Origin of the sequence: Pontibacter virosus (assembly GCF_003096355.1) — a bacterium.
GTDB classification, from domain to species: Bacteria; Bacteroidota; Bacteroidia; order Cytophagales; family Hymenobacteraceae; genus Pontibacter; species Pontibacter virosus.
The window spans coordinates 1-13,423 of record NZ_QEKI01000012.1; the positions used below are offsets into that span (position 1 = coordinate 1).

13 protein-coding genes and 1 tRNA gene are annotated in these 13,423 nt (G+C 48.8%); 1 reads left to right on the forward strand and 13 read right to left on the reverse strand.

Annotated features, from left to right (window positions below; genetic code table 11):
* Positions 1-1,094: 1,094 nt before the first annotated feature.
* The 5 genes from C8E01_RS15600 to rpmH all read right to left on the reverse strand — a co-directional run bounded on the left by C8E01_RS15600 (position 1,095) and on the right by rpmH (position 4,705).
* The gene (locus tag C8E01_RS15600) at positions 1,095-1,607 is read right to left on the reverse strand and encodes a DUF2480 family protein (protein WP_116544396.1); all 513 of its coding nucleotides are present in this window, start codon (positions 1,605-1,607) and stop codon (positions 1,095-1,097) included.
* Positions 1,608-1,616: 9 nt separating this feature from the next.
* Positions 1,617-2,315, reverse strand: coding sequence for a tRNA (adenosine(37)-N6)-threonylcarbamoyltransferase complex dimerization subunit type 1 TsaB (gene tsaB / locus C8E01_RS15605; RefSeq protein WP_116544397.1), 699 nt, complete (start codon positions 2,313-2,315; stop codon positions 1,617-1,619).
* Positions 2,316-2,421: 106 nt separating this feature from the next.
* Positions 2,422-4,071: a S41 family peptidase gene (locus C8E01_RS15610; RefSeq protein WP_116544398.1), complete on the reverse strand. Its 1,650-nt coding sequence runs from the start codon at positions 4,069-4,071 to the stop codon at positions 2,422-2,424.
* 29 nt (positions 4,072-4,100) lie between these two features.
* Positions 4,101-4,505 carry a ribonuclease P protein component gene (rnpA, locus tag C8E01_RS15615; protein ID WP_243409615.1) on the reverse strand — a complete coding sequence of 135 codons (405 nt, stop codon included), beginning with the start codon at positions 4,503-4,505 and terminating at the stop codon, positions 4,101-4,103.
* A gap of 41 nt (positions 4,506-4,546) precedes the next feature.
* Positions 4,547-4,705, reverse strand: coding sequence for a 50S ribosomal protein L34 (rpmH, locus tag C8E01_RS15620; protein WP_071594924.1), 159 nt, complete (start codon positions 4,703-4,705; stop codon positions 4,547-4,549).
* A gap of 229 nt (positions 4,706-4,934) precedes the next feature.
* On the opposite strand from rpmH, the gene C8E01_RS15625 reads away from it, so the two are divergent.
* On the forward strand, positions 4,935-6,659 hold the full coding sequence (locus tag C8E01_RS15625) for a M61 family metallopeptidase (RefSeq protein WP_116544399.1): 1,725 nt from the start codon (positions 4,935-4,937) through the stop codon (positions 6,657-6,659).
* Here C8E01_RS15625 and C8E01_RS15630 read toward each other — a convergent pair.
* From C8E01_RS15630 to C8E01_RS15665, 8 genes are all read right to left on the reverse strand, one after another.
* Positions 6,656-7,891 carry an NAD(P)/FAD-dependent oxidoreductase gene (locus C8E01_RS15630; protein WP_116544400.1) on the reverse strand — a complete coding sequence of 412 codons (1,236 nt, stop codon included), beginning with the start codon at positions 7,889-7,891 and terminating at the stop codon, positions 6,656-6,658. The two genes, C8E01_RS15625 and C8E01_RS15630, sit on opposite strands and share 4 nt — an antisense overlap.
* A gap of 205 nt (positions 7,892-8,096) precedes the next feature.
* Positions 8,097-8,297: a hypothetical protein gene (locus C8E01_RS15635; protein WP_116544401.1), complete on the reverse strand. Its 201-nt coding sequence runs from the start codon at positions 8,295-8,297 to the stop codon at positions 8,097-8,099.
* 153 nt (positions 8,298-8,450) lie between these two features.
* Positions 8,451-9,374, reverse strand: a complete 924-nt coding sequence (locus tag C8E01_RS15640; protein WP_116544402.1) for a PfkB family carbohydrate kinase — start codon at positions 9,372-9,374, stop codon at positions 8,451-8,453.
* Positions 9,375-9,534: 160 nt separating this feature from the next.
* Positions 9,535-9,611: transfer RNA gene (locus C8E01_RS15645), tRNA-His, on the reverse strand.
* A gap of 154 nt (positions 9,612-9,765) precedes the next feature.
* Positions 9,766-10,134 carry a DUF6980 family protein gene (locus C8E01_RS15650; protein ID WP_116544403.1) on the reverse strand — a complete coding sequence of 123 codons (369 nt, stop codon included), beginning with the start codon at positions 10,132-10,134 and terminating at the stop codon, positions 9,766-9,768.
* 59 nt (positions 10,135-10,193) lie between these two features.
* The gene (locus tag C8E01_RS15655; RefSeq protein ID WP_243409617.1) at positions 10,194-10,664 is read right to left on the reverse strand and encodes a DinB family protein; all 471 of its coding nucleotides are present in this window, start codon (positions 10,662-10,664) and stop codon (positions 10,194-10,196) included.
* Between the two features lie 29 nt (positions 10,665-10,693).
* A complete protein-coding gene (locus tag C8E01_RS15660; protein ID WP_116544404.1) occupies positions 10,694-12,028 on the reverse strand; it encodes a dihydroorotase in 1,335 nt (444 codons plus the stop codon).
* Positions 12,029-12,130: 102 nt separating this feature from the next.
* Entirely contained in the window at positions 12,131-13,363 is a 1,233-nt protein-coding gene (locus C8E01_RS15665) for a serpin family protein (RefSeq protein ID WP_116544405.1), read from the reverse strand.
* Positions 13,364-13,423: the final 60 nt, after the last annotated feature.

The window sequence follows — 13,423 nt, forward strand, 5'->3', positions numbered from 1 at the left end:
CGTGGCCTTTTCCTTTTAATTCCCGTGAACAAGTCACGTGCTTGAATTGACGCGGTGGGTGGATTGCTCCACACCCGCGCGGATGTACCTATCTTATTTTTTCTTTTTTCTGTCTCAACAATCTCTCAAAGAACTTTTCCGTCGGGCTACCCCCTCAGGTTAGCGCCTTCCATCTGAAGGCGGGTGCTTGCTTGTGCTTCCCGTGACGACTCTCCGGCTGAACCGCTTCGTCGTTTTCGGTGTGCAAAGGTCGGAAATCTTTCCGACTCCGCAAGCTTTTTTTCAATCTTTTTTTTCTCTTTTCAGCCCGTTCGGCTCGTGAAGCGCTCGTTTCGGAGCGGGTTGCAAAGGTAAGCAGAGTTTTTAAATCCGCAATAACCTCGCTAAAATTTTTTTCTTTCCCTCCGGGCTGTGTTAGCGGCCTTTTCCGGAACGCCTCCTGCTGAAGCGGGCTGCAAAGGTAGGAACCTTTTTGAAACCTGCAACACCCCAGGCAAAAGTTTTTTTTCAGTAACTGTTCAGATGCTTCGAGCTTTCCTTCCTGCATCCGACGGCCGCCCTGCCGGTGGCCCTCTCACTCCCCCTTTCTGCGAACCCTGTGTCCGTGTCGGGAGTGCAAAGGTCCACAAATTTCCCGAACCCGCAAGCACCCTGTGTTATCTTTCTACCTTACTTCCCGGCGGTTCCGCCTAAGTGCCTGAAGCGCACGGGGAATAGTTTGCAAAATAATTCCGGGTTTTGTCGTCTCTTAACAACACAAGCCATTGTTACCTGCATTGCTAAGAGCCTGTTTGTTTTCAGAGCTCTTGATCACTCCAAAATTTAGGTTGTTTTATCAGCATCAACATAAGGAGACTGCTTGTACAATCTGTGGGAATTCCCTATGCATCGCGCTTCAGTTTCCCGTGCGCTAGAGAGTAACAGTATTTTTAACTCTTATAGTTCCTACTATGATTATTTTTTTTCGATTTCTTTTAGGTATCCTCTTCCTGTTGCGTGGTACTGTCTCTGCTTATGCTTGCTACTCTTTATTTTTAACGCAAAAGCCCTCTCTATTTAGAAAGGGCTTTTGCGTTAACCTGACTATTGATCGTCTATGCTGTTTTAGGCCTCTTATATAATGGCACCGTGCTGCATGGTTCGCCATACATCAAACTGCTTACTACAGGCGACAGCTTTCGCATAATTTCCACATAAGCATAAGTTGGCACAGGTATACTGCCGCAACCTTTGATGACCACTTTCCCATCCCGGTATTCTTCCGGGTCTATTTTGGCAATTGCTTCCTGCATCAGGGCTTGCTCCAGTGCTTCCAGATCGCCGAACACATAATAGTTGGCGTGCCCCTGCAACTTTGTAGCCAAAAGCATATAAGCCCAGGTCGGCACGATGGCATCCACGGAGCAAATGATCGCAACGTTTTTCCCAGCATAAGCCGACCAGTCATGTTCTTTCACAAAAGCCCTGAAATCCTTTTCGCGGAGAATCAGGCCCTGAAACAGATTATCCTTTATATCATATACCACACGCTCACCCGGGTGAAGCAACTCTTCCAGGTTAAGGGTCACGAGTGCGCTTTGCGCTACCTTGTTTATTATATCTGACATGTTTATAGCTTATTTAATCGTGTTCTTAGTAGGACTTGTTATATAAACATCCTTCAAGTAGAAGGGTTCATAATAGGCCACATCTTCAAATGCCTGCTGCTCGTACTTCAGCAGCGCCAGTTGTCCAATAGGTTTAGCTGATGGCTGTATACTTTCTATAAAGAGCGCATTCGCATTTCCCTCCTGCAGCTTTTTGAACTTAGCAGCACCGTTACCAAAGAAAACGATCGGCTGACTGGCTAATTGTTCCTGAAAGCTCTGCTCATCTAGTACCATTGGGGCTACAGGCATTTGTTCCTCCAGGTTAGCATCGAGCAGGCAGGTATAGACTTCCATACGCCGGGCGTCAACCATGGGGCAGAACAGGTAGTCCTGAGCATTGGGTACTCCGTCTATTGCTTGCTTTGCCAAACCGTATAAAGTAGACACCTCCAGCAGCGGAATATCTAGTGAGTAGCAAAGGCCTTTGGCAGTAGAGCTCCCTATGCGCAAACCGGTATAGGAACCGGGCCCTCCTGAAACAGCCACAGCGCTCAAGTCATGCAAGGTATAGCCACAGTTCTCGACCAGTTGCGAAATCATGACCGTGATATGGGAAGAATGAGACTTTTCGATCTGCAGCTCCGATGCACCCAGTAAATCCGCTCCTTTATATAAGGCAACAGAACATACGTTAGACGAAGTTTCGAGCGCGAGCAGTAAAGGCATACTTTAAACTTATAATAAATGATATGACAAAAGTACGCCCGAAAGACCAAGAAACAAAAAGGGTGACACCGGACCGGCATCACCCTTTTGCTTATACCTTGTTTTCTTACTTCACTTTCAGGTATGATGCATACTCCTGCTGATTGCTGAGCACACGCTTGGCCATCAGAATATCCGGATCATCATCAAATGAAGATTCGATGTAGCCTTTCTGCAGGTAGTAACGGGAAGCAATTTCTGCCTCCAGCATTTCCTGTATCTCGGCACGGAAGCGCATCAGGTCATTCGACTTGTTATGCGATACCTTTTTCTTAATGGCGTCAAGCTCTATTTTAATGTCATCCAGATGCTTTCCATCCTTCGCCTGCTCGGTCAGTTCTTCCAGCTCACGTTCTACCTTGGTGGTGTAGTTGACATCTTTATTATCCAGGAAAGCGATAAATTTCTGGTAGTCGGCATCCGTCAGCTTAAATTGTTTGGCTGAAGGTATGGTCGGGTTCTCTGCTCTGTACTTATTGGCGTACTCAAAGAAGTAGCCTTTCATCGCGATTGTTCTGGCAATTTCGGAATAAGCTTTGCGGGTAACTTCCACATCCGGGCTAACGCCACCGCCATCGTACACGATGCGACCTCCAGCTGTTTTATGAGCTACTTTAAGTGAATCTGGAATTTTGCCGGCGCTGCCGTCTTCGTTGCGGTGCTTGTAGTCGATGGCCTGTATACTGCGGCCACTCGGGATGTAATATTTAGCTGTTGTTACTTTAAGCTGCGAGTTATAGGAAAGCGGACGTGTAGCTTGTACAAGGCCTTTGCCGAAAGTGCGCTCCCCTACCAGCACAGCCCGGTCATAGTCCTGCATCACACCGGCCACGATCTCAGAGGCCGAGGCACTGCGCGAACTGGTCAAAATTACCATCGGAACTTCCTTATCCAGTGGTTCGTCCAGCGCCTTGTAGGTTTTGTTCCACTCCTTTACTTTGCCTTTGGTACTTACAATGTCGCTTCCCTTGTCAACAAACAGATTGGAGATGTTCACCGCTTCGTGCAGCAAACCGCCCGGATTGTCGCGCAAATCGAAAATAATCTTCTTAGCCCCCTGCTCTTTTAGTTTCTGAACAGCCGTTCTCACTTCTTTAGAAGCATCCACTGTAAAGCCTGACAGTTGGAAGTAACCGATTTCGTTGTCGATCATGCCATAATAAGGCACGTTATCAACCATAATGTTGGCACGGGTAAGCTCTACAGTTCTTGGCTTCGACTGCCCGTAGCTGCGCACTTCAAGTTTTACAACAGAGTTAGCCTGCCCTTTCAACAGCTTGCTCACTTCTGATGTAGTCTTGCTGGAAACGTTTACCCCGTCTATTTTAGTGATCTCATCGCCGATAACCAGGCCCGCCTTGTGCGCCGGGGAATTCTCGTAAGGCATCTGCACCACAATCTTATTGTCGCGGCTGCCAATGAGTGCGCCTATGCCGCCGTACTGTCCGGTGGTCATGGTGCGGAAATCTTCAATATCGTCTTCGGGAATGTAGTTGGTATAGGGGTCGAGCGACTTGAGCATCGCGTCTATACCTGTGCGCACCAGTTTAGAGGGCGGCACCTCATCTACATAATAGGTGTTTACTTCTTTGAAAAGCGTGGCAAAAACATCAAGATTTTTGGCAATTTCGAAATAGCGCTCTGATTCACTCTTAAAGGAGAAGAGAGTCAGTGCTAAGCTGCCGGCAAGAACGCCAGCTATTAACTTCTTATACATAGAATTCCAGGTTTAGGGGCGGGGTAAGACTATCTAGTCAAACAACGTTCCAAACCGGAAATTAGTTTTTTTTGGATTGTATCAAAGGATTTTTTTTCCTTGCCGATGTAAATAATGGCCAGGAGGCGGGGTGCCCGTCCTTGATTTTGAGTAAGCAGGTGCTTGTTAAGGCGGTAAGCCTCACGTATCTGGCGCTTCAGGCGGTTCCGGTCGACGGCACGCTTGAAGTTGCGCTTCGAAACGGAAATAACTAGCTGCGTACCTTCGGAAAGAGGTGCTTCGGGCGTGTGGTACACGAACCTGAGCGGATACAAATTAAAAGAAGAACCCTTGCTAAACAGCAGCGTGATAAGGCGCTTACTGCACAAGCGTTCTTCTTTCGAATATGTATAAGAAATCGGCTGCTCTGCTGGTTTGTCTTTAGCTGGATCCATACGCATGACGGCTCCGGGCTGAGCAAAGCACAACCAGATTACTAAGCTTTGTGTCTTCTTTCGTCAGAAACAGAAAGTTTCTTTCTGCCTTTAGCTCTTCTGCTAGCTAGTACTCTTCTTCCGTTAGCGGTTTCCATTCTTGATCTGAAACCGTGCTTATTTCTTCTTTTTCTCTGCGAAGGCTGGAATGTTCTTTTCATCGGATGCCAATGGTTTTATTATGGCCTGCAAAATTAGGGAAGCTTTTCTAAAATAGCAATTCCACGTCCTATATTATTTTAAAAAATACAGAAAAAAGGGCCCGTACATCATTTTAAATTGATTGTAGCGCGTAGCTATACCTTGCTTTGGCCCATACTTATACCCCGTATACCTGCGTTAAACACAGATTATCTTAATTTTACCCCGAACGCTATACCTTCACGTGCTATGATCCGACACCATATATCTTACGTCAATCCGCTAACGCACTTCCTAAATATCACCATCACTATACCTGACAACAGCCAACAGGAGCTATACCTGCAATTGCCTGCCTGGCGACCGGGACGCTACGAATTGCAACACTTCGCCCAAAAGCTACGCGGTGTTATGGCCAGTGCTAATGGGGTAGCCATACCTGTGCGCAAGGTAACCAAAGACCGTTGGCTGGTGGAAGCTGGTGGCGCGGAGAATATTGAGATTCGCTATAGCTTTTATGCACGACAGATGGATGGCGGCGGCTCCTGGCTCGACGAAGAGCAGCTATACCTGAACGGCATCAACTGCCTAATGGCCGTAGAAGATCGTGCGCATGAGCCACAACAGTTGCAGATCGCTATACCTGACAACTGGCAGATCGCCTGTGGATTGCCCGAAACAGAGCGCCATACCTTGCTGGCTGAGAACTACGATCAATTGGTGGACAGCCCACTCATTGCCAGCGCCTCCCTTAAAAAGGAAACCTATACGGTGTCTGATATACCTTTCCACATCTGGATACAGGGCGATTGCCGGCCAGACTGGGAGCGGATTAAAAAAGACTTTGAAGCCTTTACTAAAGAGCAGCTGGAGGTATTTGGTGATTTCCCGGTGCAGGACTACCATTACCTGAACGAGATCCTCCCCTATCGCTTTTACCACGGGGTAGAGCATGTCAACTCAACTGTCATCACACTCGGGCCGGGGGAGTTGCTGATGACACCTGCTTTATATAAAGAGTTTCTGGGTGTGAGTTCGCATGAGCTTTTCCACACGTGGAACGTCAAACAGATTCGGCCGAAGGAAATGCTGCCCTACGACTTTACCGGGGAGAATTATTTCCGGACGGGCTATGTGGCGGAAGGTATAACGACTTACTACGGCGACTACATGCTGACTCGCTCAGGGGTGTTTACGGCGGCACAGTATTTTGAGGAGCTTAACACTACCCTGCAACGCTATTTTGCGGACCACAGCCGCTACCACATGTCGGTGGCTGACTCATCGTTCGACCTCTGGCTGGATGGCTACAAACCCGGTATACCAGATCGCAAAGTATCCATCTACATCAAAGGTGCGTTAACTGCCCTGCTATTGGATCTGCAGTTACGCCGTGCTACGGGAAATAAGGCTAACCTTGACACTGTGATGCGACACCTTTGGGAAGACTTCGGGAAGCGCGGCATTGGGTATACTGAAGAGGACTACAGGCGACTGGTGCTCCGTGTCGGAGGTGAGGATTTTGATCGTTATTTTGAGCAGTATATAAATGGCACTGCTCCGATCGAAGATGCCTTAGATGAAGCATTGCGCTACGTGGGCTGCACACTAAAGGCAGAAGAGAATGCCATGCTTTACGAAGGACTCTTCGGATTTAAGATTGTTGCTGATGCACAAGCAACTAAAGTAACTGCTATCGCTCCGGACTCCCCTGCCAGCACGGCATTAAGTGTAGAAGACGAGTTGGTTGCAGTGAATGGACGAAAGATTGAACAGAACCTACAGCCACTGCTGGCTGACACAGATCTTGCACAAGGTATAGAACTCACGCTTTTCAGAATCAAGCAACTGCGTCAAGTCAGGCTGCAACCGAGCCAGCAGACCTACTACACCAGGTATAGCATTGCAAAAAGGCCGGATGCAACAGACGCCGAAAAGCAAAACTTCAAGCTGTGGCTGAAACAGGAGTTTTAATTGAATAGCAGTTTGAGATAGAAAGACGGTTGCTTGAGTCGCTCGCGCAGGTCCAGGTCGGTGAACATGCAGGAGATGGTCTCGGCAAGCGCCTGGTTTTTGGATGCCTTGCTTGCCACTTGGTTAAACAACCAGGGGTAGTCGAGTAACTGCTGCATGCGTCGGCTAAGTTTGAGTTCTTTCCAGAGTCGGTTATAGACTGCTTTGTCATACCCTTGCATGAAGTCAGCGGAGAAGTTTTGCTGCTGCAGGCAGAGTTCGGCCTGTGCGGCTGCCCAACGCCCGCTGATCATGGCGTTGCTGATGCCTTCGCCGGTAAAGGGGTCGATCAGAGAGGCCGCGTCGCCCACCAACATGTAGTTGTCGCCCGAGATCATGCGCTTTTTGGAGCCCAGTGGCAGGCCATACCCTTTGATATCACCCATCAGTTCAGCACCAGCGAAGCGCTGTTTAAACTCGGGATGTGTTTCGATCATGCAGAGCATCTCCTTTTTCAGGTTCACTTTCTTCTGGCTTACTGTTTCGCTCAGCATACCCACGCCCACATTGGCATAACCACCCGGCAGCGGAAAGATCCAGAAATAGCCCGGCAGAAAATCTTTGAGAAAGTGCAGTTCGATGAAATTATCCTTGTCGAGTCCCGCTACATTCTTGTAATAGGCCCGAAGCCCGGCGCAGTAGTGTTGCGGTTCCTGCTTTATACCTGCCTCCTGCCGCGCAAAGGCAGAGTGTGCCCCATTGGCGGCAATCAGCAAACGGGTATTGATCTGATGTTTGCCGCTTTTGTCTGTTAAGGTATAGCCCTGTGCGTTACGCTCTACTTTCGCAATATCTATACCTTCGAGTAAAGTGATTTCGGGCCGCTGCTTCACTTGCTCGATCAGGAAATTGTCGAAGTCGATCCGTTTGGAGATGTAACCCGAGGGGACATCCTGTGCAGCATCGTAATTCGGTTTGAAAGGCACACTTAATTTGTGCCCGGCCGGCGAGATGAAATGAATCCCCCACGAAGGCAGCTGCTCTTTCTGCTCGCCCAATAGAGTGGGCAGTTCGGGAGCGATCCGCTTCAATTCGTTCACCACTTTACCACTCAGGGCGTCGCCGCATACCTTGTCTCTGGGGAAAACGGCCTTGTCGATGAGCACGCAAGGTAAACCCTTGTTGGCCAGGTGCAAGGCTGCGGTAGCACCGCCCGGTCCGGCGCCCAGTATACAAATGTCGTGTTGCTGCATGCGTTGCTTCAGTTGAGGGAGGCTAAAAATAAAGAGCAATCTTCAGTCGAACGCTATACCTGCTCAAAAAAGCACATAAAAAAAGGAAAGCCCGTAGGCCTTCCTCTCATTATTTCATAGTCTTATTTTGCATTCCTGACGCGCTTACTATCAGTAAGGGGTGCTTTCGCTACCTTTTGCCAGGTTAGGTTTATTTGCGTTACGTTTATTTTTTGTCGTAAGGCGTATTGTTACCGCCCTTTGCCAGGTTACGGTTCGGGTTTTGCACTTTTGTATCGTCTGCGTTCAACGCATTCTGGTTCGGCTGAGAGTCAATATTACCCATTGGTTTATTTCGATCTTCTCCTTTCGGGTTATTCTTCTTCAACTCGTCCAGCGTCTTTTTATTTTCGTTCTTTAAGCTCATTGTTTTCAGATTAGGTAATCGTATACCTTTGTTTTACCTACCAAGCCCTCACTTTGTTGCATTTTAATGCAATTCCGACCGAACTGCCTATGCGCAAAAACTAAAAAAGGGAAGGCAAAGCCCCCCTTTTCTATACCTATAAAATCTTTATAATTAAGACAATACCGTATCAAAAGCCACCAGGTTCACAAACTGCTGCACGCGGCCGTCAATCTCCTGCTGGTCTAAGTTCTTCAATCTTTCAGTACCAAATTTTTCTACGCAAAACGAAGCCATTGCCGAGCCGTGGATGATCGCACGCTTCATATTTTCGAAGCTGATGTCGCCTGTGGCAGCGATGTAACCGATGAAACCACCGGCAAACGTATCGCCCGCTCCGGTCGGATCGAACACCTCCTCGAGTGGCAGTGCCGGCGCAAAAAATACTTTGTCTTCGTGGAACAACAGGGCGCCGTGCTCTCCTTTCTTGATGATCAGGAATTTCGGTCCCATCGCCATGATTTTGCGGGCAGCCTTCACCAAAGAGTACTCTCCGCTCAGCTGGCGTGCCTCCTCATCGTTGATCGACAGCACGTCCACCAAGGCGATGGTCTTCTGCAGTTCGTCCATGGCAATGTCCATCCAGAAGTTCATGGTGTCCATCACGATCAGCTTCGGACGGTTAGTGAGGCGCTCCAGCACCGTGCGCTGCACCTGTGGAGCCAGGTTACCCAGCATCAGGTACTCGCAGTTCTGATAAGTTCCCGGGATGATCGGGTCGAAATCACCCAGCACGTTCAGCTCCGTTACCAGTGTTTCGCGGCTGTTCATGTCGTTGAAGTAGCGGCCAGACCAGAAGAAAGACTTCTCGTTCTCCTTTACCTGCACGCCTTCGGTGCTGATGTTGCGTTGGTGCATCAGGCTGATGTGGTCCTGGTCGAAGTCGCCACCCACTACCGATACCACATTCACAGGCTTCACAAAATAAGAAGCCGACAGTGAAATATAAGTGGCGGCACCGCCCACGATCTTATCTGTTTTCCCGAAGGGAGTTTCCAGCGCATCAAACGCCATCGAACCTACTACTACTAAGCTCATATTTTTAATTGTTGATTGTTAACTTAATTGATGATTGTTAAATTGTTTAATGGTTAGAGCGTTGTCTCACGAAAGTACTTATTATCAACAATTTAACCTCTCAACCATTTAGCAATTCGCCACAAATAAAAAAAGCCCCTGAAGGTTTGCTTCAAGGGCTTGGGGTGGAAGATGGGTCTCGAACCCACGACCCCCAGAATCACAATCTGGTGCTCTAACCAACTGAGCTACAACCACCGTGTCTCGTTTAGAGAATGCAAATATACGTGTCGTTTTCTTATTTACAATACGTGAGAAGCAATTTTTTAGATAAAATTCGTATCTCACTGTGCCCTTTAGACTTACATTTTATCCCTTGCGAGGTATAGGCACTTACTTCCAAATATAGTACTCACTTGCTCAACTTTGTGCCGCACCAAGGGCAGTAATTGATCACGACCATCGTAGCGCTGCCATTGTGCACAGGTATACCGTAGAGTCCTTCGTCCCACTGATTGATCACGACTTCCGGGTCGTCATACCTGATCTCACCGTCCTCATCCAGGCTTTCGTATACCTTGTCGGCCATCATCAGGCAACAGTAATTCTGGTAGTCGAAGCCTTTACTTTTCAGTTTGTCTGTGATAGCCCAGTTGTAGCACGCCTCATCTTCGTGAATGGCTTCTTCATAAGCCTCATACGCCTTGGATTGCAGCACATCCTCCGGCAAGTCCCTCCCAAAAAAGCGGGCGTGCAGTTCTTTGAATTGCTCTAGTTCCATTCCTTCTTGCTTTTACCTGCTAAACATTCAACTTCTTTTATCATCATTCCCATTTCAGCTCACCGCATAATATCAGTATTGACTGGAGTATAGCCAAGGTGCCTGCTCAGCGAAAGCACCTGCCCTTTGTGGTGATACTCGTGCGTGATCACATGTGTAAATAGTTTGAGAGGGTTAGCTTTCGCGCTTTCCTGATTGATACTCACTTTCAGATTAGTCAGGTAACTGCGACTAAAGTGAGCTATGAATTCCTCCACTAACTTATCCACCTCATAGAATAGCTTCCGGGTTTCTTCAACGTTTCTGACGGCATCATAGGAAGTAAAAACCATCTCCTTTTGTAGCGCCTGCTGCCCGATCCAGAACTCGTAAGTATTGGCAATGTGCACCAGCAAGTTCCGGATGCTTCCTCTCCCAAACGAGCTGTTTTCTTTGCAAAAATCTGCCGCAGACAGGGAATCACAGTATCGCAGAAGCACCTCTCTGGATCCCCTTACCCAACTATACTGCAAAGACATGACACTTTCCATACCTATACCTTTCTGATTCTACCGCGCAACTATCTATCAAACAACAGCCGCTCGCCTTTCTTGCTTTCATCAAATTCCCCGTTGGCAAAAGCAAGGTGACCGGAAACGAAGGTATGGGTGATCGTGCTGCTAAAGGTATGGCCCTCGAAGGGCGACCAATTGCACAAATAATAAGTATTGTCTTTGGAAACGGTATAGGGCTTGTTCAAGTCCACCAGCACCAGGTCAGCCCAATAACCTTCGCGGATGTAGCCACGCTCGCGCACGTTGAAGAGGATGGCCGGCGCATGGGCCATTTTTTCCACCACTTTCTCAATCGGCAGCTTGCCCTGCTTCACGAACTCCAGTATCATCTGCACCGAGTGCTGCACCAGCGGCACACCGCTTGGCGCCTGCTTGTACTTGCCCTGCTTCTCTTCCCAGGTATGTGGAGCGTGGTCGGTAGCGATCACATCAAGCTTGTCTTCGAGCAAACCTTGCAGCAAGCCTTCTTTGTGACGGTGCTCTTTTACGGCCGGGTTGCACTTGATCAGGGTGCCGTATGTATCGTAATCCTCCTTGTCGAACCAGAGGTGGTGCACGCAGACCTCGGCGGTGATGCGCTTCTGCTCCAGCGGAATGTCGTTGCGGAACAGTTTCAGTTCTTCTTCAGTGGAAATATGCAGGATGTGCAGACGCGTGTTGTGCTTTTCAGCCAGCTTCACTGCCAGGAAAGATGACTTGAAACAGGCTGTTTCGTTGCGAATCTCGGGGTGGCACTTAATAGGTATATCCTCGCCATACTTCTCTTCATAGATAGCCATGTTGTCGCGGATGGTCTGCTCGTCCTCGCAGTGCACGGCTATCGGCAACCTTGCCTTGGCGAAGATCTGCTCCAGCGTCCCCTCATTGTCCACGAGCATGTTCCCCGTGGAAGAACCCATGAAGATCTTGATACCGCAAACGGTATTGGGATTGGTGAGCAGCACCTCAGCCAGGTTGTCGTTGGTGGCCCCCATATAGAAAGAGTAGTTGGCCAGTGAAGTCTCGGCTGCAATCTTATATTTATCCTCGAGCAGCTCCTGCGTCACGGTGTTGGGCACCGTGTTGGGCATCTCCATAAACGAAGTCGTGCCGCCTGCCACAGCCGCTCTCGCCTCTGTCTCAATTCTGGCTTTGTGCGTCAGGCCTGGCTCCCGGAAGTGTACCTGGTCGTCGATGGCGCCAGGCAACAGGTGCAGACCGGTAGCGTCAATCGTCTCGTCGGCTTCGGCTTCTATACCTTGTCCGATCTGTGCGATGCGGCCGTCTTTTACCAGTACATCAGCGGTGGTGGTTTTCCCCTCGTTTACAAGCTGTGCGTTCTTTATCAGGATAGATTTCATGCTGCTAAGGTATGTGCTCAACAAAGTTAACACACATTAGCGTAGATTCCCGCACATTTGCGCCGGATTGCTATACCTGAAAAAGCAAAACTATACCTGCTTCTACTTTGGCTGCATCAGTTTGCCGATGAAGAGGATAGCACCCGAGGACTTTTCCCGGATCATGAAGACAAAGGGGCGATCGACACGATAAGCCGATGGCATAGAAGTTAGCTCTATACCTACAGAAGTAACAGCAGCGGCCTCTGTTCCCTCTTCGTTCACTTCCACAAAGGTTTTATGCTTTACTTCAGATATGGCGAGGTTGCTGTGCCCTTCTATCATGCGGCTGAAGTTGGCTCCCCCAGTAAAAGCAACCCCCATCCCCAGCTTGATCAGCATGGCATTCAGCTGCTTTTCATACTCCATTTTAAATTTAGGCATCTGCAGCTCCTTGCCTATCTTTTGACCTTGCGCCAGCCAGGTATTCAGGCTCGTCGGGTTTAGCAGAGGTATAATATCCTGTACTTTATTATCCCCGCTCGGCATTACGATCGTCATACTGTACTGCTCGTTGCCGTAAGGCAAGTCGATCATATCAACACTATTGTCGCGGTAGTGCAGGTATTCGCCTTTCTTCATACTCATGAAATCGTGGGTGATACTGCTGCCGTTCTCGAGTTGAAACTGCCCCGGCTTTGTCAGGCTCTTGTCAAACGGATAAGTCCAGGTCCCTTTAAAATAGATAGCGTTGATCAGGAACAACACTTGATCCCGTCTGATCTCCTCGATGATCTTGTCAATCTTATCGTTGGTCTTGTTCTTCACCCAGTTGTTGATCTGGTCGACTGCAGCCGGAGATGCGAAATCGAGCCCCTGCACGGTGGCGTCGAAGTAGGTTTTGTTGGTCTGCACGAAAGGCCCCTGCAGTCGCACCATATTGCTATGCCATAGCGAGTTGGCCGAGGTAAAGATCACTTTCTTGTCTATCCCTTGCAGTAGGACGGCCAGGTCTTTGAAGGATTTATTGATCTCTTCGTCTGAACTAAGCTCCAGCCCAAGCGCCTGCCGGATCGCCTCCTTTGTTTCGACGTCGGCTCCGTTGTAGGTCATGGTCAGGGCCATGCTGATGCTGAGCGGCGAGATAAAGATATTGTCCTCTTGCGCCTCACGGCTCAGCTCAGCAAAAGAGCGGAACGCAAAGTCATTGGAACTGCTCACCGTTTTCTGCTCCTGTACCGTCAACGGACGAATGTTGGGCGTATTCGGTCCCTCGTCTACCATCTCTTTTTTACAACCGGAAAACACACTCATCGCCACAAGGGCAATACCTGACAGAAATATACTTTTGATCATGGGATATATCGGGGCAAGGTAAAGGTCTATACCTGAAAGACCCTATAGAGAGTAGAATGG